Consider the following 24,916-nt stretch of genomic DNA (forward strand, 5'->3'; position numbering starts at 1 on the left):
ACGCGTGCCCGTCCCGTTCGGCCCATGGCAAAGCGCGGCAAGTTCCCTACAATGAATTGACCGCGGAACCGCGGACGAAGCTGAACGAGCCGCAAGCCGCATCCCGCGAGTCACGGCGCCGAGCAACGCCGGCGGCGATGCCGCGCTGTCCGGACGAACGGGAGCGAAGATGAGCAAACCGTCCATCGATGCCGTGCGCCGCGATCATGCGGGCTGGATCTTCGTGCATGTCGAAGGCGAGCCGTACGATCGCGGCGAGCAACACGGCCAGTTGCTCGCTGCCGAAATCCAGAACGCGATCCGCACTGCCCGCTACCTTGCAAAATGGGACACGGGCGAGGATTTCGATACCTTCGTCAATGCCGCTGTCGAGCAGTTCGCGTCTCGCATCGACACCGAATACGCCGACGAAATCCAGGGCATCGCCGACGGCGCAAAACTCACGTTCGCCGAAGTACTCGCGTGGAACGGCTACATGGATCTGCTGCAAAGCTGGTGGCCGCAGCACGCCGCGCAGCAGAAGCCGCAGTTCGGATTAAAGCCATGGCGCGGCCGGCGCGGGCATCATTGCAGCGCGTTCATCGCGACGGGCAGCGCGACGCGCGACGGCCGCATCGTGATGGCGCACAACTCATGGGACCGCTATGCGGCCGGCGACGCGTTCAACGTCGTATTCGATATCGTGCCCGAATCGGGCAACCGCATCCTGATGCAGGGGCTGCCCGGCTGCATTTCGAGCCTGACGGATTTCTGGGTGACGTCGGCGGGCCTGATGGTGACGGAGACGACGATTTCGAATTTCGCGGGCTACAACGCGTCGGGCGCGCCCGAGTTCTATCGCTCGCGACGCGCCACGCAGTACGCGGACAGCATCGGCGAATGGTGCGAGATGTTCGCGATGGCCAACAACGGCGGCTACGCGAACAGCTGGCTGATCGGCGACACGAAGACGGGGGAAATCGCCCGCTATGAGCTCGGCCTGCACTACTCCGGTTTCGAAAGCACGAAGGACGGCTTCTACAGCGGCTATAACGCCGCGACCGATCTGAAAATCCGCAACCAGGAATGCACGGGCGAAGGCGAGGACTACACCGACGTGCGCCGCAACGGCGCGCGGCGCTTGCGCTTCATGCAGCTCGAGGAGATGCATCGCGGCCAGATCGACGTCGAGCTGGCGAAGGCGATGATCGCCGATCATCACGACGTCTATCTCGATCGCCCCGATAACCCGTGCTCGCGCACGATCTGCGGCCACCTCGAACTCGACGACCAGCGCTTCGGCGGCTCGGATCACGGGCCGTTCAATCCGTGGGGCGCGAACGACGGCAAGGTCGTCGACAGCGAAATGGCGCGAGAGATGGCCTTCTTCGCGCGCTGGGGTCATCCGTGCGGCCGGCCGTTCGACGCGCAGGCGTTCATGAAACGCCATCCGCAATGGAACTGGCTGAACGGCTATATGCGCGACCGGCCGTCGTGGCCGTGGACGCGTTTCGAGGTGCTGCGCTGACCGGCCACCCGCGCCGCCTGTCGGCGTGTCCGCCGACGTATCCGCTGACGTGTCAGAACAGGCGGGGGTTAACGCCACCCGCTTTCTACATACGGATGCCGTGTGCATCGCACGCCGCCGCCAGACCGTTCCGTGTGCCGTGCTCGCCAGGTGTCAAACTGCGTCAAACCTCCATCAACGCCGCGCCATATCTCCGCTTCCTTGCCCCTCTCCAGCGCTTGTAAAAATAACTGGCGTAATATGTGGGGGACGCGCGGTGCTCGCAGACGGCGACCGCGTGGAGCGGGCGCCTGGCATGGTTATCGAAATGGCATACCGCTTGCATGCAGTTCCTGCGCTGCCTGGCATAAGGAGGTCGAGCGATGAAAACCTCGACGCTGTTGATCATGGTGACGTTGTCGGCTTCGTGTTTCGCTGCGCCGGTGCATACGGCGACGGACGGCACGATCGACATGGCCGCCGCCCGCGCCAATGCCGCCCCCGTCGCGCCCGCCGCGCCGGACGTCGCGGCCCAGACCGATATCCGGCCGGAGCGATGGGAGCACATTGCACTACCGAAGTCGCGGCACCTCGAACGCGGCTTCATCGCACAGGACGAGCATCTGCAGACATGACGGCGCGAATCACGGCGTTCAACAGCACGATTCGATGGGCGGGTCGTCCCGCTCGCGTCGACAACTTTCAGAACAATGGAGCGCGAGCATGACGGGATCGACTATTCCGGGTGAATCGATTGACCTGCAGATCGCAGATGTCCTGAGCGGCGTCACCTATCCGCTCAACAAGGATGCGCTCGTCGACGCCGCGCGCGAAGCCGGCGCGAGCAACGAAGTCCTGTCGATGCTCGACGGGCTGCCCGAGCAGGACTACGCGGACATCCAGTCGGTGACGAAGCTGATCGGCAGCAATTTCGGGCCGGGCCTTGGCATCTGACGGCGCGCGTCAGCAGGCAGGCGGCATGCAGACGCTCATCAGCACGACGGGTACGACGGATACAGCGGCGGCGAGCACGCCTTCGGACACGCTTGCTCGCAATCGCGACTGGATCAGGCGCGCGCCCGCGCAGGACGGCGTCGAACGCATCGAGGCATTTTTCCAGCACAACGGCTATGCGTTGCATCGGCACGATACGTACGCGATCGGCCGCACGCTCGCTGGCGTGCAGAGTTTTCATTACCGGCGCTGCGTGCGCAACAGTCTGCCCGGCGGCACGATGGTGCTGCATCCCGACGAAATGCACGACGGCCAGGCGGGCACCGACGAAGGTTTCCGCTACCGGATGATCTACGTCGAGCCCGCTGTATTCCAGGCGGCGCTGGGCGGCAAGCCGTTGCCGTTCATCGAAGGCGGGCTGTCGGACGATCCGCGCCTCGCCGCCGCGACGGAAGCGCTGCTGCAAGGCATCGACCGCGCGATGGATCCGCTCGAACAGGACGACGCGCTGTTCGATCTCGCGCATGCGCTCGACGCTGCATCGGGCGCGCGTTCCATTCAGCCGCTGCGCGCGTCCGCCGATTTCCGCGCGGCGCAAATCGCACGCGATTATCTGCATGCGGCGCTCGACCGCCCTGTCACGCTCGACGAACTCGCCACCGCCAGCGGTCGCGACCGCTGGAGCCTGTCGCGCGATTTCCGCACGTTTTTCGGCACGAGTCCGCATCGCTATCTGACGATGCGCAGGCTCGACGCCGCACGGCTATCGATGTTGCGCGGCATGGCGCTCGTCGATGCCGCCGCCGTCGCGGGCTTTGCGGATCAAAGCCATATGACGCGGCATTTCGTGGCCGCTTACGGGGTGACGCCGTCGCGCTGGCTGCGCATGCTCGCCCCGCAAACCCGCTGACCGCACCGCGCTTGCACGAACGTTCAAGACACCCGCACGGACGCGTCACTACACTCGCTGGCATTGACTTTCAACGAAAGGAAACGCCATGTCCGCCACACCCTATCGAGCAATCAATTTCACCGACAAGCTGAGCCGTATCCACGACCAGTGGCAGCCGCGCGTGGTCGCCGAAATGAATGACTACCAGTTCAAGGTCGTGAAGATCGAAGGCGATTTCATCTGGCACGATCATGCCGATACGGATGAAACCTTCATCGTGCTGGAAGGCGAACTCCGCATCGATTTCCGCGACGGCGCAGTGCTTCTGTCGGCGGGAGACATGTTTGTCGTGCCGAAGGGCAAGGAGCACAAGCCCTACGCGGAAAAAGAAGTGAAGCTGCTGCTGATCGAGCCGCGCGGCGTGAAGAACACGGGCGGCGAAACGAGCGATCGCACGGCGCTCAACGACGTGTGGATCTGAGCGGCGCGCTCGAGCCGCTCAAAGCCGCCTGAGCCGCTCGAGCCGCCTGAGCCGCTCGGGTCACTCGATCGAGCGGCCGAACACCACGCGCGCGAAGAAGCTGCCGAGCACTTCTTCCGCGCGCTCGCCGGAAAAGCGCTGCGGATCAACAGTGAAGAAGAATTGCATGCCGTCGCACAGACCCATCAGGCCGAGCGCCAGCGTTTCGGCCGGCAACGGCAGCGGCGTGCCGACGCGCACCGAAAACTCCGCGATGTACGCCGTCAGCTGCTCGAGCTTCTCATGCATGAATGCATTGAAGCGCACACGGAAGCGCGCATCGCGCGCGGCGAGCAGCTTCGCCTCGACCCACAAGATGAAGCACTTGTTCTCGCTCGGCATGCGGCTGTAGTAGCGCAGCACGCTCGCTTCCATTTCCTCGCGCGTCGCGTTCTCTTCGAAGATGCTCTGCAGATCCGCCTGCATCGACTCGTGATCGCGCCTCAGCAACTCCAGAAACAGCTCCGGCTTGCTGCGGAAGTTCGAATAGAACGCGCCGCGCGTGTAGCCCGCCGCCTCGGCGATGTCTTCGACACTCGCCGCAACGAACCCCTTCTTCATGAAAATGGCCTGCGCAGCATCGAGCAGACGCAGACGCGTCTGGTCTTTGCTCTGTTCGCGGGTGAGTCGTATGCGTTTCATATTTAACAGTCTAGCATCGATCCGACACCAGATTCAGCTTTGCATTCAAATACATGTGTGTATTAGAATGCACTCCAACATCTAAAGCAATCAGTGCAGTACCTGGTGAAGCGACATGCGTGTCGATGCGATCTGACGCGATCTGAATCGACACGCGCGCATGGATGCTTCACCGCACGCCGTCGGTAGCCTCTGGCCTGCCGTATCCGTTTGCATCTCAGCCTGGGGGCATCGTGAATCGTTCCCGTCGTGGCGCGCCAGTCATTGCGCGCATGCTGTTCCGCCTGTCTGCCACATCTCCATCGCTTCACCGTACGTCGTTCGCGGCCCTCGTTCTCGCCAGCACGCTGACGCTCGCCGCGTGCCACAACAAGGAAGCCTCTGCGCCCGCACCGCGGCCCGTGGTGGCCGTCGCCGTGCATGCCGATGGCCAGCCGCTCGCCGCGTCGCTGCCGGGCGAAGTGCAGGCGCGTTACTCGACGCCTCTGTCGTTCCGTATCGGCGGCAAGATCATCGAGCGGCGCGTGCGTCTCGGCGACGTCGTACAGAACGGCCAGATCGTCGCGCGGCTCGATCCCGCCGATGCGCAGAAGAACGCCGCCAGCGCAGCCGCGCAACTCGATGCAGCACAGCACCGCCTCGTCTACGCAAAACAGCAGCTCGATCGCGACCGCGCGCAGGCGCGCGAGAACCTGATCGCGCAGACACAGCTGGAGCAGACGGAAGACGCCTATGCATCGGCGGCCGCGCAACGCGATCAGGCCCAGCAGCAGGCCGCGCTCGCGAAAGATCAACTGCAATACACGACGCTCGCCGCCGATCACGCAGGCGTCATCACGGCGGAACAGGCGGACACGGGTCAAAACGTGTCGTCGGGACAGGCCGTCTACAACCTCGCGTGGTCGGGCGATGTCGACGTCGTGTGCGACGTGCCCGAAGGCGCGCTCGCGTCGCTGCGCGTCGGCACGAATGCAACCGTCAAGCTCGGCGCACTGCCCGGCCGCACGTTCAACGCGCGCGTGCGCGAACTGTCGCCCGCGGCCGATCCGCAAAGCCGCACATGGCGCGCGAAACTCACGCTCGATCAACCGGGCACGGACGTGCGCCTCGGCATGACCGCCGATATCGACTTCGCGCACGACAGCGCCGCTGCGCACGCCAGCCTCTACACGCTGCCCGCCACGGCCCTTTTCCATGACGGCACGCAGCCCGCCGTCTGGGTGGTGAAGAGCGGCAGCGATCAGCTCGAACTGCGCCGCGTGCAGGTTTCGCACTATGCCGAGCGGACCATTGCAATCTCGCAAGGGCTCAACGAAGGCGAACGCGTCGTCTGGCAAGGCGTGCATACGGTGACGGCGGGCGAGACAGTCCGCGTCGTCGCACCGCTGCATCCCGAGGATTTCGCGTCATGAGCGGAATGCGCGACGAAGAAGGACGCTTCAACCTGTCCGCGTGGGCGCTGCGGCATCAGGCGCTGGTGGTGTTTCTGATCGCGCTCGCGACGGCGTTCGGTATCCTCGCCTACACGAAGCTCGCGCAATCGGAAGATCCGCCGTTCACGTTCCGCGTGATGGTGATCCGCACGTTCTGGCCCGGCGCAACCGCGCGTCAGGTGCAGGAAGAAGTCACCGACCGCATCGGCCGCAAGCTGCAGGAAACGCCCGCGATCGATTTTCTGCGGAGCTACTCGCGCCCCGGCGAATCGCTGATCTTCTTCACGATGAAGGACTCCGCGCCCGTCAAGGACGTGCCGGAAACCTGGTACCAGGTGCGCAAGAAAGTCGGCGACATTACGCAGACCTTGCCGCAAGGCATTCAGGGCCCGTTCTTCAACGACGAGTTCGGCGACGTCTACACGAACATCTATACGCTCGAGGGCGACGGCTTTTCGGCGGCGCAACTGCACGACTATGCGGACGAACTGCGCACCGTGCTGCTGCGCGTGCCGGGCGTCGGCAAGGTCGACTATTTCGGCGATCCCGACCAGCACATCTATGTCGAGATCACGAACACGCAACTCACGCGCCTTGGCATTTCGCCCAACCAGCTCGCGCAGGCGATCAACTCGCAGAACAGCGTCTCGCCGTCGGGCACGCTGACGACACACGACGACCGCGTGTTCGTGCGTCCCACGGGCCAGTTCAAAGACCTGAACGCGCTCGCCGATACGCTGATCCGCATCAACGGGCGCTCGTTCCGGCTCGGCGACATCGCGACCATCAAGCGCGGCTACGACGATCCCGTCGTCACGCAAATGCGCTTCGCAGGCAAGCCTGTGCTCGGCATCGGCGTGACGATGCAGACCGGCGGCGATGTGATCCGGCTCGGCAAGGCGCTCGACGCGAAGATGACGGAATTGCAGGCGCATCTGCCCGCGGGTCTGAAGCTCGTCGAAGTGTCGAGCATGCCGCAAGCGGTCGCGCATTCCGTCGACGACTTCCTCGAAGCCGTCGCCGAAGCCGTCGCAATCGTGCTCGTCGTCAGTCTCGTGTCACTGGGCGTCCGCACGGGGATGGTGGTCGTGATCTCGATTCCCGTCGTGCTCGCCGTCACCGCACTGTGCATGTATCTGTTCGACATCGGCTTGCACAAGGTCTCGCTCGGCACGCTGGTGCTCGCGCTCGGCCTGCTCGTCGACGATGCCATCATCGCCGTCGAAATGATGGCCGTGAAGCTCGAACAGGGCTGGAACCGCACGCGCGCCGCCGCGTTCGCCTACACGAGCACCGCGTTCCCGATGCTCACGGGCACGCTCGTCACCGTGGCAGGCTTTCTGCCCATTGCGCTCGCGAAGTCGAGCACGGGCGAATACACGCGCTCGATCTTCGAAGTGTCGGCGATCGCGCTAATCGCGTCGTGGCTGGCGGCCGTCGTGCTGATTCCGATGCTCGGCTATCACCTGCTGCCGGAGCGCAAACGCCAGGCGCACGAACCTGAAGATCACGAGCACGATATCTACGAAACGCGCTTCTATCGACGCCTGACAGACTGGATCACGTGGTGCATCGAGCGGCGCTTCATCGTGCTCGCGATCACGGTGATTCTGTTTGTCGTGTCGCTGGCGGGCTTCACGCTCGTGCCGCAACAGTTCTTCCCGAGTTCGGACCGCCCTGAACTGCTCGTCGACGTGCGGCTGCCGGAAGGGGCGTCGTTCGAAGCGACCTTGCGCCAGGCGCAGCGCATCGAAAAGGCGCTCGAAGGACGGCCGGAAATCGATCATTCGGTGGACTTCGTCGGCTCGGGCGCCCCGCGCTTCTATTTGCCGCTCGACCAGCAATTGCAGCAGCCGAACTTCGCGCAGTTTGTGATCACGGCGAAGTCGGTTGAAGACCGCGAGAAGCTCGCGCGCTGGCTCGAACCGAAGTTGCGCAACGACTTCCCCGCGATCCGCACACGTCTGTCGCGCCTCGAAAACGGCCCGCCCGTCGGTTATCCCGTGCAGTTCCGTGTGAGTGGCGACGACATCGCGACCGTGCGCTCGATCGCCGAAAAAGTGGCCGCGACGATGCGCGAGAACGCGGGTACGGCGAACGTGCAGTTCGACTGGGACGAGCCCGCCGAGCGCTCGGTGCGTTTCGAAGTCGATCAGAAGAAGGCGCGCGAACTGGGCGTGACATCGGCGGACGTATCGAGCTTTCTCGCGATGACACTGTCCGGCTACACGGTTACGCAGTACCGCGAGCGCGACAAGCTGATCAGCGTCGATCTGCGCGCGCCGAAGAGCGAGCGCGTCGACCCGTCGCAACTGCTCACGCTGGCGATGCCGACGCCGAACGGCTCGGTGCCGCTCGGCACGCTCGGCCATATGCGCGACGACCTGGAATACGGCGTGATCTGGGAACGCGACCGTCAACCGACGATCACCGTGCAGTCGGACGTGCGCGGCAACGCGCAAGGCATCGACGTCACGCATGCCGTCGACAAACAGCTGGCGACGATCCGTTCGACGCTGCCCGTCGGTTATCGGATCGAGATCGGCGGATCGGTTGAAGAAAGCGCGAAGGGTCAGACGTCGATCAACGCGCAGATGCCCATCATGATCATCGCGGTGCTGACGCTGCTGATGATCCAGCTGCAGAGCTTTTCGCGCGTGCTGATGGTCGTGCTGACCGCGCCGCTCGGTCTGATCGGCGTGGTCGTGACGCTGCTGCTGTTCGGCAAGCCGTTCGGCTTCGTCGCGATGCTCGGGGTGATTGCGATGTTCGGCATCATCATGCGTAACTCGGTGATTCTCGTCGATCAGATCGAGCAGGACATCGCGCAAGGACACAAACGCTTCGATGCGATCGTCGGCGCAACCGTGCGGCGCTTCCGCCCGATCACGCTGACGGCTGCGGCCGCCGTGCTCGCGCTGATTCCGCTGCTGCGCTCCAACTTTTTCGGACCGATGGCGACGGCGCTGATGGGCGGCATCACGAGCGCGACGGTGCTCACGCTGTTCTATCTGCCCGCGCTGTATGCCGCATGGTTCCGCGTGCGTGACAACGAGCGCGATCCGCGGCCCGGGCCGTCCGAACATTCGGGGAATTGATCATGAGCCTTCTTTCGATGACCCGCACGTCTTGCGCTGTCGCTGCAGCTTCCGTGTTCGCGGCGGCCTGCTCATTTGGGCCGAACGGCAATCCGCCCGCGATGCCCGCGCCCGCGCACTATGGCGCCGACGGGCAACCGATGCAGACGGTGCCCGCACAAGGCGTCACCCAGCAGTTCGTCGTCGGCGCGAAGGCGGTGCCGGAATGGTGGCGCACGTTTCAGTCGGATGAACTGAACGCGCTCGTCGACGAAGGCCTGCGCAACAGCCCGACCCTCGCCGCCGCCGACAAGAGCCTGACGGCGGCCCGCGAACAGTTGCGCGCGCAGATCGGCAGCAACATGCTGCCGACCATCGACGCCGGCGGCCAGGCCGCGCGCCAGCGTGCGCTCGGAATTCCTCAGGCCGGGCCAAATACGTTTCTGTACAACGTGTTCGTCGGCCAGTTGCAGGCGCAATACACGTTCGATATTTTCGGCGCGGCGCGGCTGGCGGATGCTGCGCTGGCCTCGCGCGTGAACGTGCAGGCGTTCCAGTTCGACGCGGCGCGGCGGGCGCTCGCCGCGAACATCGTGACGGCGGCGATTTCGGCAGCGATGCTCGATGCCCAGGTCAACACGACGGAACGTCTCGTCACGCTCGCCGGCGAACAGGCGCGCGACACGCAGCGCCGTTACGATCTCGGCGCGGTCTCGCACAGCGATCTGCTCAATGCGCAGCAAAGCGCGGCGTCGCTGGCCGCGAGTTTGCCCGCTGCGCGCCAGCAGTTGCTGACGACGCGCCACGCGCTCGCCGTGCTGCTCGGACGCACGCCGGATGCCGCGCCGGCGCCGCTCGATCTCGCGTCGCTGCATGTGCCCGAACAGGTGCCCGTGTCGGTCCCGTCGGATCTGCTGAAAGCGCGCCCGGATATCGAGGCCGCCGACGCGACGCTAAAAGCGGCCGCCGCCGATGTCGGCGTCGCGACGGCGCAGATGTTCCCGAGCATCACGTTGAATGCGTCGATGGGACAAGGCGGTTTCAGTTGGCCTGTTGCGCTGTCGGGCGCGGGCGCGATCTGGAGCATCGGCGCATCGATCTCGCAGCCGATCTTTCATGGCGGCGCTTTATTTGCGCAGCGGCGCGCGGCGGTGGCTTCTTACGACGCCGCGACGTCGCAATACAGGCAAACGGTGCTGGCGGCGTTTCAGAACGTTGCCGATACGCTCGCCGCGCTCGAACATGATGCGCAGTCGCTCGATGCCGCCAATGTCGCGGCGCGCGCGGCTCAACACGCGTTCGACGAAACGTCCGCGCGCTATCGGCTGGGCGCCGTGCCCCTGACGGCATCGCGGGCAAGCGAGCAGCAGTATCGCAACGCAAGGCTCGACGAGATTCGCTATACGGGCGCCCGGTTGAACGATACGGCCGCGTTGTTTCAGGCGATGGGGAATCCGCCTGCCGATGAGGCGCAGGCAGCCACTGCACAGTAGCGCGCCGTGTGAAGTTATCCCCAGTTTCTGGGGATGAGCTTGTTGAGATCCTCGGGACAAGCGGGATAAGGTGTTGAGGCAGCAGCGGATTTTTCTCGCGATGCGGATGGAGCGTGGCTGCCCGGAAAACCGGCAATCGAAATTCACGCGACGTTATCAACAGAATCTGTTGGCAGGCTTGTTGATAACGCCCGGACAACCGCCCTAACCCGTTGAGCGCGCATCGGAATCATCCGCTGATGCACGCTCATCGAATATAAAAAAACGCGCCCATGATTTCCACCACGGGCGCGTTTTTCTTTCCAGCCACTCAAACGGCTATCAAGGCTTGTTCGACTCGAACAGATCCATAATCTGCTTCTTCTCCGTCGACGTGACGTTCGGCGGCGGCGCAGGCGGCGTCATACCCGCCGGCCCCACCGCACCAACCGCATCGCCGCCGCTCGCCAGCGGATTCGCCGAATCCATCCCGATGCTCGCGACAAACCCCGCTCCCGGCGTCATGTCCGCATAGAACAGTTCGCCATCGACGGTCGTCACGCCCGGCGGCACTTCCGGCTCGGCTTGCGGCACGCCGCGCAGCGCACGCTGCATGTACTCGACCCAGATGGGGAGCGCCAGTTGCGCACCGAATTCGCGGCTGCCGAGCGACTTCGGCTGGTCGTAGCCCATCCACGCGACGGCCACGAGCGATTGCTGATAGCCGGCGAACCAGCCGTCCTTCGCGTCGTTCGTCGTACCCGTCTTGCCTTGCAGGTCGTTGCGCTTCAGCACGTTGGTGCCCGCGCCCGTGCCCGCCGTCGCCACCGAATGCAGCAGGCTGTTCATGATGTACGCGTTGCGCGGCTCGAGCGTACGCGGCGCATCCTTGCCCGCCGTGAGCGGCTGCGCGCGCGACAGCGGCTGGCCGTGCGCATCGTCGACTTCGGCGATCAGATACGGATTGATCCGATAGCCGCCGTTCGCAAACACGCTATACGCGCCCGCCGATTGCAGCGGCGTGACGAGACCCGCGCCGAGCGCCATCGGGAGATACGGCGGCGTCTTGTCGGCGTCGAAGCCGAAGCGCTGCGTGACGAAGTCCTGCGCGTACTTCGTGCCGATATACGACAGGATGCGGATCGACACGAGGTTCTTCGACTTCTGCAACGCGAGGCGCAGCGGCATCGGACCATCGGGCTGATCGTCATCCTTCGGCTCCCATGCGTCGCCGCCCGGCGCGCTCGGCGGGAAGTAGAGCGGCGCGTCGTTGATGATCGTCGCCGGTCCGAGGCCCTTGTCGAGCGCGGCCGAATAGATGAACGGCTTGAAGCTCGACCCCGGCTGGCGCCATGCCTGCGTGATGTGGTTGAACTTGTTCTTGTTGAAGTCGAAGCCGCCGACAAGCGCGCGGATCGCGCCGTCCTGCGGCGTCATCGACACCAGCGCGCCCTCCACTTGCGGCAACTGCGTGATCTGCCACTTGCCGTTCGCATCGGCGATCAGGCGCACGATCGAACCCGGCCGGATCTTCTGCGCCTGCGCCGCACGCGCCGACAGCGAGCCCGCCGCGAACCTCAGCCCGTCGCCCGTCACGCTCGCCTGCGTGCCGTCGAGCATTTGCACCTTCACTTCCTTCGCCGTCGCCGACGTCACGACAGCGGCCACGATCTCGCCGTTATCCGGGTGATCGTTGAGCGCGTCTTCGATCGCCTCGTCGCGCTCGTCGCCCGCAGCCGGCAACTCGACGAAACCTTCCGGCCCGCGATAGCCGTGGCGGCGCTCGTAGTCCATCACGCCCTTGCGCACCGCGCGATACGCGGCTTCCTGATCGGCAGAATCGATCGTCGTCGTGACGTTGAGGCCGCGCGTGTACGTTTCGTCCCTGTACTGCGCGTACATCATCTGGCGCACCATTTCCGCGATGTACTCGGCGTGCACGCTGTATTCGTTGCCCGCCGTCTTCGTGTGAATCTCTTCCTTGACGGCCTGGTTGTACTGGTCCTGGGTGATGTAGTTGAGATCCAGCATCCGCTTCAGGATGTATTCCTGACGAATCTTCGCGCGCTTCGGATTGACAACCGGGTTGTACGCGGACGGCGCCTTCGGCAGGCCGGCGAGCATCGCCGCTTCGGCAAGTGTGATGTCCTTCAGATCCTTGCCGAAGTACACGCGCGCCGCAGCCGCGAAGCCGTAAGCGCGTTCGCCCAGATAGATCTGGTTCATGTACAGCTCGAGAATCTGGTCCTTCGTCAGCGCGCGCTCGATCTTGTACGCGAGCAGCATTTCATAGACCTTGCGCGTGTACGTCTTTTCGCTCGACAGGAAGAAGTTGCGCGCGACCTGCATCGTGATCGTGCTCGCGCCCTGCGACGAGCCGCCGTGCATGATGTCCGCGAAACCCGCGCGCAGAATACCGATGAAATCGACGCCGCCGTGCTCGTAGAAGCGGTAGTCCTCGATCGCGAGCACCGCTTTCTTCTGCACGTCGGGAATGTCCTGGAAGCGCACGAGACTGCGGCGCTCTTCACCGAACTCGCCGATCAGCACGTGATCCGCCGTGTAGATGCGCAGCGGCACCTTCGGACGATAGTCGGTCAGCGCGTCGAGCGACGGCAGCTGCGGGCCCATCACCACGAGCGCATACCCGACGATCAGCGCGCCGACGACGGCGAGCGTCGCAAACAGTCCGGCGAACCACATCGTGATCGTGCCGCCTATCGAGCGCCCCCCGGAGCGTCCCGAGCCGCCACGCTCTTCGCCGTCGTCTTCACGCTGCGCGTAGCGGTAGTCGCGACTCGGGTTGTCGTTGCTGCCGAAGGATGGCTCGCGGCCTGGATGCCCTGAGGAACTGGAAGAATGCGGTCGTTTGATGATTGGCATGACTGGAATGATGAGCGCGTCCTCCGCGCCCGGTATGCACGCGTGGTGCGCTTGAATCGTGATCGTGGCGCCGCTCGCGCGCGTCGTGCGCCGCTGCGGCACCGTTGCGCGCCAGTTCGGCGCATTGCGCCCGCTCCGCTTGCGCCCGCTTGCGCCCGCTTGACGGCGACGCGGTTCAGCACGGCGCGGCACAACGCTTTCCGCCCCGGCGACTGCCGCCGCGCGGCACCGATTGTTCTACCCCGTCCCGGCCGGCCGCACGGCGCGCCCGGGCAGTGTCTGGCGCAACGTAACAGCGCATTTTAAAGAAATCAAGCGGCGCGGAACGTGATTTTTTTGTAAGAATTCCCTCATGATTGCGCCCCGACGTGCGCAAATACACCGTGTTGCGCCGGTTGACGCGGCTTGCGCGCCCGCTTGTGCCGTTATCAACAGAAAATGTGGAGAGCCCTGTGGACAATCCTCCCGCAAGCGCGGCAACCCTTTGATGTGACAGTCATTTTACTGCCCGCCCGATTTGCACCCGCGCGTAGCCGTCCGCCACGATTTAGTCTTATGATGGATCGACGCGCGCCCAGCAGGACTCGCCGCCTGCCCGGATTCCTCCGCAGTTCGACACCAACAAAGAACGCGAGCCGATCTATGAACAAGCCCAGCGAACGCATCGTCGTCTTCGTGACGCCCGCCCAGAAACGCGCCATCTCCGCGACGGCCGACAACCTCGGCATCAGCGTCAGCGAACTCATGCGGCGAGCGGTGCTGAGCTTCGGCGCGACCAGCGAACAGGTCAAGGCGGCGAGCATCGTCGACCGGCTGCGCGCGCCGCGCGAACCCGACGCGCTGAACGAAGCCTTGCAGCGCGTCGCGCGGGCCAGCAAGCACCTGCGGCAGGCCACGCCGGCGGCGCTCAGGTCGCCCGCTCTGCGCGACAAGCCCGCGCCGACTGAAAACGATACCGTGCTCGCCGGCTCCGCCTCGCACGAAGCGCTCGCACCAATCGATCTCGCGCGCCCTGCCGATCTTTCTGCCGAACCTGCCGTCGCGCCCACGGCGCTCGACGCGTCCGAAAGCGCCGACGACGATGCCGCTGCTCAGGCCACTGCTGAGGCCGCTGCTCAGGCCGCCGCGCGCGTCACAGCCGCAAAAGCCGCGGCGCTCGCATCCGACGATGCAGCGGACTCGCCTCATGCAGGCGCCGACACGCGCACGCCATCCAGAACACGCACACTGCTCGCGTCGAACCGAAACGCTGCAGGCAACCGGCATCAGGACCAGGAAAGCGACGAATCGGGCATCGATCCCGCCGAGGGCAACGGCCGCTTCGCGTGAACTCGCAGCGTCGGGTTGCGCCGTATCGTCGGCTATCCGAAAGAATCCGATCAGGCGCGCCGGCATGTTTCGACACGCTTTGACAAAATGCGCGTGCTGATTCGTTCATGTCGTTGCGCGCACTCCCGCACGCAGCAAAAGATTGCAAAAACAGCGGCCAGAACACGCAGAAAATCGCACTTTAAGACGATTTTAAGGGTACCCGTGGTGTAATATCCGCGAGCTGTTGAATACCCGTTCACGCATCGCTTTCGGAGTGGCAACGAAGCATGAACGCATACGCGGATAACGGTTAAATTTGCGTCCCGCTATTGCATTTCGCCCGTGCGCCCCGATGTCAGGACCGGCTGCCTGGCCATCCTGCAACATGCGCAAACGGACGCTGCCGGATGACATGCAGCATGCCCGCAGCGTCGCGTATGGCGGCGTAAACTACGTGTTGTCGACACCGTCGCGCACGTTGTTCCAGGCGCCGGGTATTCAGCGTCGATTTCATTCTACGGAGGTATTCATGTCGCTTTTTGACAGCATCACGCGGACAGTCAAAGGTCTCTTGAACGACGCAGCCGATTCCGTGCAGGACCCGTCGCGTGATGCGCGCCAGATCGTGCGCGAACTCGACGAGAGCATCGCGAAGGCGGAGAACTCGCTGATCGAGATTCAGGCGCAGGTCGCGACGCAGCAAAGCAAGCGCGACGTGGCGGCCGACAAGGCGAAGAAGTATGAAGACGGCGCGAAGCGCGCGCTGCAGGCGGGTGACGAAGCGCTCGCCCGCGAAGCGATCGGCGCGCAAGCCACGGCGGAAGCCGAGCGCGATGCGCTGGCAAAGGAACTGACCACGCTCGAACCGTCCGTCGACCAGTTGAAGACGCAGATCGACGACATGCGGCAGCGTCGCAACGACCTGAACGCGCGCTCGAACATCCTGCAGGCCAAGCAGCAGATCGCAGAAGCCAAGGACACCGCGGCTACCGCACTGGGTGGCATCGGCGGCAAGAATCTTGCTGAAGATTTTCAGAAGCTGGAAGACAAGGTCGCGTTGTCGACGGCACGTTCCGATGCGCGTCTGAATTCCGCCGACGTGAAGAGCGGCAAGGCGCTCGACGACAAGCTCGCGGACCTGAACCGCGGCCCGTCCGTCGACGACCGTCTCGCCGCGTTGAAGAAGCAGCTGGACACGCCTGCGCAATAAGCGCGACAGGCGATGTGCCGCGCGCCAGACGTGTTTCGGCACGCATGGTCTGGTATGAAGCGCGCGGCACGGCAACTCGATAGTCATGGAGACGGGCGTCAATGCGCCCGGCCCGCATCATGAAAAAATTTCTCGCAGCAGCCGGTGTGTCCCTGACGCTTTCGTTGATGCTTGTCTCGGGCGCAGCGTTCGCGGTGCCCACGGCGACGCAGATCGAAACGACGATTCAACAGGGCAACTGGCCAAAGGCCGACGCGCAGTTGAACGAAGTGCTGAAGGCGCATCCCGACAGCGCTCGCGCGCACTATCTGTACGCGCAGGTGCTGGACCGCGAAGGCCGCCCCGCTGATGCCCTTGCGCAGCTTCAACAGGCGAAGACACTCGACCCGCAGGTCCGCTTCACGGACCCCGGCCGATTCGCAGAGACGGAAGCGCGTCTGCGCGCTGACGCTGCGCGTGTCGGCGGCGCCTCGCATCGCACCAGCAATCCGTTCGCGCAGCAGGAGTCCACGCCTGCCACCCAGTCCGCAACGCAGTCCGCAATCCGGCAGGCGCCCGAGCGGCACGGTCCTTCGATGGGCATGTGGATCGGCATCGTCGTGCTGATCGGCGCAATCGCGCTGATCTTGCGCTGGACGCTGCGCCGCGCGCGCTCGCAGGACGACACGCGCGCCAACGACGACCGTCGCGTGCAACTCAAGCGCGCCACCGATCTGCTCAACGACGTGCGTTCGCTGAAGCTCGACGTGAAGCTGTCGACGGCGCCAGGGCATGAGGCGCTCGAACGCGAAGTCGAAGGCGCCGAGACGCAGTTGCGGCAGCTGGTCGAAGCGCTGTCGAACAGCAAGAACCCCGTCCCGCCTTATCAGATCGAAGATCTCGAACGGCAGGTGGCGAGCCTCAAGGCGCGCGCCGAAGGCCGGCCCGATCCGAACGCGGCACCCGCTGCCACGTCGGCCGCGGGTGAGTCGCCGTACGCTCGCGAAGCGAACGAAGCATTCGGCCGCAGCCAGCCGGGCTATCCGCCGAACTATCCGCCGCAAGCTCCCTACCCGTATCCGCCGCAGCAACAGCAACCGCCCGTCATCGTGCAGCAAGGCGGCGGCTTCGGCGGCGGCATGGGCGGCCTGCTGACGGGCGTGCTGCTCGGCGAAGCGCTCAACTCCGGCCGCGATCGCGTGGTCGAGCGCGATGTGATCGTCGACGACGAATCGCGCAAGCGTGGCGGCAGCGACGCGGGCTCGATCGATTTCGGCCAGGGTTCCAACGACTGGAGCGATGGCGGCGGAGACGGTGGCGTCGACATGGGCAGCAACGACGATTCGGGCGGCTGGAACGATACGTGATGATCTGACGGCGCGGATTCCCGCGGTATCAAACGCCGATCGCCGATCGCCAGATGCAAAGGGCTCCTCACGGAGCCCTTTGCATTGCACGTCATATCGCACGATGCGATCAGGCGGGTCAGCCGTGCGCCTCGTGCTGCGCGAGCACTACCGCGCCCGCAAACAGCCTGACGATGAAGCGCTCCGCGTAATCGATCAACGACTCGCGCTGCGCAGCGTTGCCGATAAATTCGTGCGACAGATGGAACAATTGCAGCACGATCTGCGTACAGATTTCCTCCACGGTCTCGCGCGGCAGCGCAGGCATCAGGTTCAACTGCACGACGTCCTCGGCCATCTCCGTCGACACTTCGTTCAGGTTGACGCGCACGGCCTCGCGCAGCACAGGCGACGTGCCATGATATTCGGCCAGCGCGCTCAGAAACGCCTCGCGGTTTTCCAGCGCGAACGCAAAGAACGCAGCACACGCGCGGCGCGGCACGCTATGCGGTTCGTCGTGCGCGGCAAGCCAGCGTTCGTGCCGCAGCATGGGCCGCAAACGGCGGCTGACCCAATCGACGGCTTCGCGCGCAAGGTCATCGAGCGTATCGAAGTGCCGGTAGAAGGTGTTCGGATTGAGTTTTGCCTCGCGTGCCAGTTCGCGCAGCCCGAGACTCGTGAAGCTGCGCCCACTGGCCGTGAGCCGCAGCGCAGCCTCGATCAGTTTGCGCTTGCCGGGCGCGAGTTCCAGTTCCGATGCGGGTTGCATGAGCGTCCGTGTAACGATGCAATGCGGTCGAGCCATGTCTCGACCTTCGAGCGAGCACTGTACAACGATCTTGACGCGATGTGTACAGTTGTCTACCCTGCGCTTAAACCGTCGTAGACGGATGTAGACAAAACAAATTTCATCCTATTCGCCATCGAGAGTTCCAGGACTCCGACGATGCGCCGGAGCGCCGAACCCATGTCCTCTCCCCGTCCTGCCGAGTTGCGTATCGCGATTATTGGAAGCGGCTTCTCGGGCATCGGCATGGCGATCCGGCTCAAGCGGCTAGGCTACACATCATTTTCAATCTACGAAGCGGCCGGCGATTTAGGCGGCACGTGGCGCGATAACATCTATCCGGGCGCTGCATGCGATGTGCCGTCGCATCTGTATTCGTTTTCATTCGAAGCGAACCCGGCATGGTCACGGGCGTTCAGCCATCAACACGAGATACTGGCGTATCTGAAGCATTGTGCACGCAAGTATCAGGTGGACAGCGCGATCCAGTTCAATGCACACGTAACGGCTGCGCGTTTCGATGAAGCACGTATGGTCTGGCTGCTCGACATCGCACGTAATGGCATGCATGAGACCGTCGAGGCGGACGTCGTGATCGCCGCAAGCGGCCCGTTGTCTCGTCCCGCGATGCCGCGCATCGATGGGCTCGATACCTTTCGCGGCAAGATATTTCATTCGGCACGTTGGGATCACGCCTATCCGCTCGAAGGCAAACGCGTCGCGGTCATTGGCACAGGCGCGAGTGCAATCCAGTTCGTGCCGCAAATCCAGCCGCGCGTCGCAGCGTTGCTGCTGTTCCAGCGCACCGCGCCGTGGATCATGCCCAAGCCCGACAAGCCCATCGGCGATCGCGCGCGCTGGTTCTTCAAGCATCTGCCGTTCACACAACGCTTCGTACGCGGTGCAATTTACTGGCAGATGGAATCGCGCGGCATCGCCTTCTTCGTCAACCCCAGGCTCGCACATCCCGCGATGAAATTTGCGCGCAGCTATCTCGAACGTCGGGTGAAGGATCCTGCACTGCGCGCGAAAGTCACGCCCGACTACAGGCTCGGATGCAAGCGCGTGCTGCTGTCGAGCGACTACTACCCTGCACTCCGTCAGCCTAATGTGAGTGTCGTGACCACGCCGATTCGCACTATCGTGCACGACGGCATCGTGACGTCCGACGGCGTGCATCATGCCGTCGATGCGATCATTTGCGGCACCGGATTTCAGGTCAACGACGTCGGTGCGCCATTCGACGTCTCGGGCGTCGATGGTGCCGACCTTGGCGCGTTGTGGCTGCGCGATGGTCCCGAAGCGTACCTCGGCACCAGCATCGCGAACTTCCCGAACTTCTTCATGATGGCAGGCCCGAACACGGGCCTTGGTCACAACTCGATGATCTACATGATCGAGTCCCAGGTGCAATACATTGCCGACTGCCTTCGTGAACTGCAGCGTCGCGGCGCACGCACGATGAATCTTCGTTCCGACGTACAACGCGCATTCAATGAGCGCCTGCAACTCGACATGCGGCAAACAGTGTGGGCCAGCGGCTGCCATAGCTGGTATCAGACGAAGAGCGGCAAGGTTACCGCGATCTGGCCGGGCTTCACGTTCAGTTTCCGCCGGCGCACGCGCCGTGTGCGCGGCAGCGAATACATCTATTCACGTTAGGAGTGTGCACCGAAGACAGGTGATTCCATGCCGTACCAACAGGGAGACGAAAAAGATGAAGAACGTCGAGACGACCCGGACACTGCATGCGCCGCTGCCCCCGCGCTCCTTAGCCGAACCCCTCGGCCTCACCAGCGTTGCACGCGATGAACTGATATGACTTTCCGTGTCAATCGGGATCGGTTTTCGTTTGGAAGACACATGAATTTCCTGAGGGCGACGTAGCAGTAAGTCTCGACGGTGGATCGCACTGATATTCGCGGGTTGGGTACCGCATTACAGAGGTCCGCCCCTTGAGCCTGCCGCTATCTAAAGTCGCAAATCGAATGATGTCCGTTGCATAGTCCAGCCGCGGGTTGCTCGGGTGCCGGGCTACGCCGCCTTCAGGAAACTCGTCAAATCTGTGTAGCCAAGCTCAGCGCTACGCCGGCTGCTCGTTTCGCGTTACGGCGAGCGACATTGCGAGCTTGCTGATGTCCCAGATGAACCCCGCAAGTTCGCGTGCGACGGCGACGACAGCGATGTTCACATTCTTGCCGCGTGCTGCCAGCTTGCGGTATCGGCGGCAGAGTCGGACCTGTGCGTCCCAGGCACGGTCGAGGATGCGCTTGGGGATGCCTTCATGTCGGCGCTGAATTTCCGGGCTCACGCGTGCCGGGTATCTGTAGCTCCAGGCGGCCTCGACGAGCAGCTTTCTTGCATAGCTATTGCCGTTCTTCGTGATGCTGCCCTGACGCCGCCGCTCACCCGAAGAATGTTCTGAGGGCGTCACGCCCAGCCAGGCCATCAGTTGACGCGGGTGCTCGAAGCGGGAGAGATCTCCCAATTCGGAGAGCATGCCCACGGCGGTGATGAACTGTATGCCGCGCATGGTCTGCAGACCGAGAATGGCCGGATAAAATCGCCAGCCGACGACAGCTTCGTGCAGGGTCGCCTCGAGGCGCTCACATTGCGCAAACCTGTCTTCGATCGTGCGACGGCACTCGTCGAAGGCCAGTTGCTGCCAGTGGTTTGGGAATGCAAATACGCTTATCCATCGCCGGTGCGCGGGACCCCAGTTGGCGTTACCTGAGTAGCGGACTCCATGCGATAGCAGGAAGGACTTCAATCGCTGGCGGGCCTGTCTGAGATCTGCTTTCGCTGCCGCCCATGTGCGCGCCAGGTCCCGGAACGCCTCATCTTCAACATCCGGCACGTGTACCGCTGACAGGTCGCCAGCGCGCAGTGCGCGTACGAGCTTGACCGCATCGCGCCGGTCCGTCTTGACGCGCTCGCCCGGTTTCTTCGGGATCAGGGACGGCGCGCATACCACGCAGTCGAATCCTCTTTCAACGAGCTCCCTGTAGAGTCCGTAGCCGCAGGGGCCGGCTTCATAGACAACGCGGACATGGCGCGCCTTCGACTGAACACGCTTGCACAAGCGATCGATATCCGCCTTCAGCGTTCCGATCTTGCCCAACAGTTCCACGTCGGCCATATCGATTGCGTACGCCACCGTGATCGACTCCTTGTGAACATCCAGACCGACAAACACCGTGCTATCGTGGTTCACGCTGGCCTCCGCGCTGGAAATCGCCGGGGTGTGCCCTGTGCACATCGTGCGGCTCTGGCAGTGATGCTAACCCGCGTTTGGTTCCTCACGGCGGGCCAGCCACTGGCTCACGGAAAGTCATACTGCCTAAAACGCCGTTACACGCAAACGGGGTCACGATTCGTGCAGATCATGGGCACCGATGTGCACTACGTCGACGAAGGCGCGGGCGAGAGTACGATCGTGATGATCCATGGCTTCGCTTCATCGCTGCATACATGGAACGATGTTGCATCCGCCATGACGCGCGACTATCGCGTGATCCGGCTCGATCTCCCGCCGTTTGGCGTGACAGGGCCGCTGCGCAATGCAGCGGGCGCCATCGAAACAACGGACCTGCCCACCTATCGGCGTTTCTTCGACACCTTCATGCAGGTGCTCGGCATTGGTCGGGCGACGTTGATCGGCAGTTCGCTTGGAGGTCTGCTCGCGTGGGATTATGCGGCGCGCCACCGCGACGCCGTCGAGCGGCTCGTACTGATCGATGCCGCCGGCTTTCCGCTGAAGCTGCCTGTCTATATCGGTCTGTTCAATCATGCGCCCGTGCGCCTGAGCGCGCCGTGGTGCCTGCCGGAATCGATCATCACCGGCGCTGTGCGCAACGTCTATGGCGACGCGTGCGAGATCGCGCCGGACCTATTGCGCCGCTATGTCGAGTTCTTTCACGGTGAAGGCACGCGTGAAGCGATCGGCAAAATGGTGCCGGCACTCGACTTCGCCGATCTCGATACCACCGTGCTGAGCACACTCGACGTGCCGACGCTGATACTGTGGGGTGCAAAAGATCGCTGGATTCCTCCGGAACATGCAGCGGAATTCACGCGCCGTATTCCAGGTGCGCGATCGATCATGTACGACGGACTCGGACATATTCCGATGGAGGAAGCGCCGCAGCGGGTCATGCAGGACCTGCAATCATTTCTCGGCACGCCCGATATTCTGCGCACTCCGGTGCAGGTTTAGCGCCCGTGTTTGCGACACCCGACATACACGCGCGTTTCATAGACGAATTCGATCGTGCCGTTCTGTGCGGTACGGTCAAACAGATCACTTAGCGCAGCGAGCATCGGCTCATGATTCGGATGCCCGACTTTCGGCGCGTACGACGACGACATCAGCCTGCCCTTCAGCCCTTCGAAGTCGAGCTTCTGCGCGTTCGGCATCCGTGCGGTGTGCGCGAGACCGTCGCCGAACCAGGCAGCCATCGATGCGTCGTCCGCGTAGCGCCCGGAAACGGACAAGTAGTCGTCGCTGAAACGGCGCAGCAACGCTTCGTAGCCAGCAAGAAAAGGCGTACCGTCGAGCAGCCGGCTATTCCACATCAACGCGATCAGACCGCGCGGCGTCAGAATGCGCGCGAACTCACGTCGCGCGGCAAGGGGATCGAACCAGTGAAACGCCTGCGCCGCGACGACGAGATCGACGCTCGCGCTGCCGAGTGACGTCGATTCGGCTGTGCCCGCCACGCTGGAATAGCTGGGGTAGTCCCCGAGCCACGCATCGGCGGCGGCTCGCATCGCCTGATTGGGCTCGACGGCGACGACGGGGTGTCCTGCGTCCAGAAAAAGGCGTGCCGAAATTCCCGTGCCCGCGCCGATGTCGGCGACCTTCGCACCGGGAGCCAGTCCGCAGTTTGAGTGCAGGAATGTGACGATTTCGCGGGGATAGCCCGGCCGGAATTTGACGTAGTCGGCGACTCGGTCGGTGAAGCGCTGGGTGGAATCATCGTTCATGTTTGGCCATCGCTAGCATCACGAATCACGAATCACGAATCACGAAGCATGTCAGCTTACTGCAGTTCATCCTGCACTGCGTGCCAGTGCATGGCACAACGCTTCATGTTCAGCCGCCGCCCAGCAGGCGTAACAGTCCCCACAGGAACTTGCAAACCATTACGATCAGTTCCCATAGATACACCAGCTGTTCCCAGCCCGACACGCGCGCAAAAGATTCAATCATCGGTCATTGGTTGGCGGATTCGGCAGACGTGGCATGGCGTGCGCACGGACATCGGCGATCGTACCCGATCCGACTGCGGGATAGTCCCTATCAAGCGCTCCCGTAAGACGCCGTAGAGAAGCCGTAAACGTGTTGCGCGCGTGCAATTCATGTGCCGCACTTCATGCGCATAAGGTGCAGATTGATGCAATCGCTCACCCTGTCGCATGCACCGACACGCCAATCAGACAGACATCGAGACAGCGCACGACAGCGCCACGCCGTTCAGGAGATTTGAGCATGACGGGCTTCTTCAATCGCCGCTCGCGCCGCCATGGCGGCACTTCTTCCGTTGTCGGCGAAATCGCCGCGCAGGCGGGCAAGCTGGGCATCGAGATCTGCGACGTGTCCGGCCATATCGAAGAAGTCGCCGCGCGGGTTGAACGGCAGGCCGACGTGTGCCACACGCTGCGCCAGTCGGCGGCGGCCACTCTCGCGGGCAACCATCGCATCGCCGCGGCGGCTCGCGAAATGAGCACGGTGACGGCACAGGCCGCGGGCGATGTCGAAAATTCGCAGCAGACACTCGACGGATCGCTGTCCGATATACACGGGCTGGTCGAAGGCGTGACGGTGATCGAGAGCCAGATCGGCGCGTTGCGGGCGGCGCTCTCACACGTGAGCCGCGTGTCGGAGGAGATTTCGCTGATCGCCCGGCAAACGCACCTGCTCGCGCTGAACGCCGCGATCGAGGCCGCGCGCGCCGGCGACTTCGGCAAGAGCTTCGCCGTCGTCGCGGCCGAGGTGAAGACGCTCTCCGCCAAGACAGCGCAGGCGACGGGCCAGATCGAAACGACGCTCGCCCAACTCACCGAACAGACAGAACGTCTGATTGCCGAGGGCGCCGAAAACACCGCACGCGCACAACGGGTACGCGAAGGCACGCGGATGATCGGCGACGTCGTGCATACGACGGGTCACGCCATCATGCAATTAAATGCAGAGGCGAACCAGATCGCGACACTGTCCGGTGAAATCGAAGAGCAATGCAATGCATTCGAATCGCAGGTGCTGGAGATTGCGACGGACGTCGAGCATTCCGGCGAGAATTTCGTGCAGGCGAAGAACCGGCTCGGCAGTCTGCTCGGCGTATCGGAGAATCTGATCGAACTGACGGCGGCCACAGGCGTCGCAACGGCCGACACGCCCTTCATCGACGCCGTCGAAGCAGCGGCGGCGAAAGTCGGCAAACTGTTCGAAGTGGCAATCGCACGCGGTGAGCTGACAATGAACGACCTGTTCGACGATCGCTACGTTCCGGTACCCGGAACAAACCCGCCGCAGTTCGTCACGCGCTTCACCGAGTTGACAGACAAGATTCTGCCGCTCGTCCAGGAGCCGATGCTGGAACTGGATCCTCGCGTGGCCTTCTGTGCAGCCGTCGACGTGCGCGGCTACCTCCCCACTCACAATCTCAAGTTCTCGCAGCCGCAGCGCGACGATCCTGTGTGGAATGCCGCGAACTGCCGCAACCGGCGGATCTTCAACGACCGCACGGGCCTTGCCGCCGGAACCAGTACGAAGCGTTTTCTGCTGCAAACCTACCGGCGCGACATGGGCGGTGGCGAATATGCGCTGATGAAGGACGCGTCGGCGCCGATCTTCGTGAACGGCCGGCATTGGGGTGGCCTGCGGATCGGCTACCGGATCTGAGCCTGCACTCGGATTCAGCC

19 protein-coding genes are annotated in these 24,916 nt (G+C 63.6%); 14 read left to right on the top strand and 5 right to left on the bottom strand.

The features are described from left to right. Positions 1-169 precede the first annotated feature (169 nt). From FRZ40_RS04250 to FRZ40_RS04270, 5 genes are all read left to right on the top strand, one after another. Positions 170-1,507, top strand: a complete 1,338-nt coding sequence (locus tag FRZ40_RS04250; protein WP_028368253.1) for a C45 family autoproteolytic acyltransferase/hydrolase — start codon at positions 170-172, stop codon at positions 1,505-1,507. A 362-nt stretch (positions 1,508-1,869) separates the two neighbouring features. Then, on the top strand, positions 1,870-2,121 hold the full coding sequence (locus FRZ40_RS04255; RefSeq protein ID WP_028370833.1) for a hypothetical protein: 252 nt from the start codon (positions 1,870-1,872) through the stop codon (positions 2,119-2,121). 88 nt (positions 2,122-2,209) lie between these two features. Further along, positions 2,210-2,440, top strand: a complete 231-nt coding sequence (locus tag FRZ40_RS04260; RefSeq protein ID WP_028370832.1) for a DUF2795 domain-containing protein — start codon at positions 2,210-2,212, stop codon at positions 2,438-2,440. 25 nt (positions 2,441-2,465) lie between these two features. Continuing rightward, positions 2,466-3,350 (top strand): AraC family transcriptional regulator, encoded by an 885-nt coding sequence (locus tag FRZ40_RS04265; RefSeq protein WP_147233469.1) that lies wholly within the window; start codon positions 2,466-2,468, stop codon positions 3,348-3,350. 88 nt (positions 3,351-3,438) lie between these two features. After that, positions 3,439-3,813, top strand: a complete 375-nt coding sequence (locus tag FRZ40_RS04270; RefSeq protein WP_147233470.1) for a cupin domain-containing protein — start codon at positions 3,439-3,441, stop codon at positions 3,811-3,813. A 60-nt stretch (positions 3,814-3,873) separates the two neighbouring features. Here the strand turns inward: FRZ40_RS04270 and FRZ40_RS04275 are convergent, their stop codons facing one another. Next, positions 3,874-4,494 carry a TetR/AcrR family transcriptional regulator gene (locus FRZ40_RS04275; RefSeq protein WP_028370830.1) on the bottom strand — a complete coding sequence of 207 codons (621 nt, stop codon included), beginning with the start codon at positions 4,492-4,494 and terminating at the stop codon, positions 3,874-3,876. 272 nt (positions 4,495-4,766) lie between these two features. Here FRZ40_RS04275 and FRZ40_RS04280 point away from each other — a divergent pair, with 272 nt between their 5' ends. From FRZ40_RS04280 to FRZ40_RS04290, 3 genes are read left to right on the top strand one after another with little or no spacing between them, the layout of a single operon-like run. Next, complete coding sequence (locus FRZ40_RS04280) at positions 4,767-5,906, top strand: efflux RND transporter periplasmic adaptor subunit (protein WP_147234765.1); 1,140 nt, start codon at positions 4,767-4,769, stop codon at positions 5,904-5,906. After that, positions 5,903-9,025 (top strand): efflux RND transporter permease subunit, encoded by a 3,123-nt coding sequence (locus FRZ40_RS04285; RefSeq protein ID WP_147233471.1) that lies wholly within the window; start codon positions 5,903-5,905, stop codon positions 9,023-9,025. Before FRZ40_RS04280 ends, FRZ40_RS04285 begins: the two co-directional genes overlap by 4 nt. Positions 9,026-9,027: 2 nt before the next feature. Continuing rightward, the gene (locus FRZ40_RS04290) at positions 9,028-10,497 is read left to right on the top strand and encodes an efflux transporter outer membrane subunit (RefSeq protein ID WP_147233472.1); all 1,470 of its coding nucleotides are present in this window, start codon (positions 9,028-9,030) and stop codon (positions 10,495-10,497) included. Positions 10,498-10,818: 321 nt separating this feature from the next. On the opposite strand, the gene FRZ40_RS04295 is transcribed toward FRZ40_RS04290, so the two are convergent. Then, a complete protein-coding gene (locus FRZ40_RS04295; protein ID WP_147233473.1) occupies positions 10,819-13,359 on the bottom strand; it encodes a penicillin-binding protein 1A in 2,541 nt (846 codons plus the stop codon). Between the two features lie 642 nt (positions 13,360-14,001). On the opposite strand from FRZ40_RS04295, the gene FRZ40_RS04300 reads away from it, so the two are divergent. The 3 genes from FRZ40_RS04300 (at position 14,002) to FRZ40_RS04310 (ending at position 17,226) form a co-directional block, all read left to right on the top strand. Next, complete coding sequence (locus FRZ40_RS04300; protein ID WP_147233474.1) at positions 14,002-14,688, top strand: plasmid mobilization protein; 687 nt, start codon at positions 14,002-14,004, stop codon at positions 14,686-14,688. Positions 14,689-15,199: 511 nt separating this feature from the next. After that, positions 15,200-15,880, top strand: coding sequence for a PspA/IM30 family protein (locus FRZ40_RS04305; RefSeq protein WP_147233475.1), 681 nt, complete (start codon positions 15,200-15,202; stop codon positions 15,878-15,880). Between the two features lie 119 nt (positions 15,881-15,999). After that, entirely contained in the window at positions 16,000-17,226 is a 1,227-nt protein-coding gene (locus FRZ40_RS04310) for a tetratricopeptide repeat protein (protein ID WP_147233476.1), read from the top strand. A 118-nt stretch (positions 17,227-17,344) separates the two neighbouring features. On the opposite strand, the gene FRZ40_RS04315 is transcribed toward FRZ40_RS04310, so the two are convergent. Next, positions 17,345-17,974, bottom strand: a complete 630-nt coding sequence (locus FRZ40_RS04315) for a TetR family transcriptional regulator (RefSeq protein WP_147233477.1) — start codon at positions 17,972-17,974, stop codon at positions 17,345-17,347. 198 nt (positions 17,975-18,172) lie between these two features. On the opposite strand from FRZ40_RS04315, the gene FRZ40_RS04320 reads away from it, so the two are divergent. Then, a complete protein-coding gene (locus FRZ40_RS04320; RefSeq protein ID WP_147233478.1) occupies positions 18,173-19,654 on the top strand; it encodes a flavin-containing monooxygenase in 1,482 nt (493 codons plus the stop codon). 421 nt (positions 19,655-20,075) lie between these two features. Here FRZ40_RS04320 and FRZ40_RS04325 read toward each other — a convergent pair whose 3' ends face one another. Further along, positions 20,076-21,251, bottom strand: a complete 1,176-nt coding sequence (locus FRZ40_RS04325; RefSeq protein ID WP_420873845.1) for an IS110 family RNA-guided transposase — start codon at positions 21,249-21,251, stop codon at positions 20,076-20,078. A gap of 126 nt (positions 21,252-21,377) precedes the next feature. On the opposite strand from FRZ40_RS04325, the gene FRZ40_RS04330 reads away from it, so the two are divergent. Then, positions 21,378-22,208: an alpha/beta fold hydrolase gene (locus FRZ40_RS04330; protein ID WP_240057085.1), complete on the top strand. Its 831-nt coding sequence runs from the start codon at positions 21,378-21,380 to the stop codon at positions 22,206-22,208. On the opposite strand, the gene FRZ40_RS04335 is transcribed toward FRZ40_RS04330, so the two are convergent. After that, positions 22,205-22,978 carry a class I SAM-dependent methyltransferase gene (locus FRZ40_RS04335; protein ID WP_147233481.1) on the bottom strand — a complete coding sequence of 258 codons (774 nt, stop codon included), beginning with the start codon at positions 22,976-22,978 and terminating at the stop codon, positions 22,205-22,207. The genes FRZ40_RS04330 and FRZ40_RS04335 overlap by 4 nt on opposite strands. Before the next feature lie 505 nt (positions 22,979-23,483). On the opposite strand from FRZ40_RS04335, the gene FRZ40_RS04340 reads away from it, so the two are divergent. Continuing rightward, a complete protein-coding gene (locus FRZ40_RS04340) occupies positions 23,484-24,896 on the top strand; it encodes a methyl-accepting chemotaxis protein (protein ID WP_147233482.1) in 1,413 nt (470 codons plus the stop codon). The last annotated feature ends 20 nt before the right edge of the window (positions 24,897-24,916 follow it).

This window comes from Paraburkholderia azotifigens, from assembly GCF_007995085.1.
In the GTDB taxonomy this organism is placed as follows: domain Bacteria; phylum Pseudomonadota; class Gammaproteobacteria; order Burkholderiales; family Burkholderiaceae; genus Paraburkholderia; species Paraburkholderia azotifigens.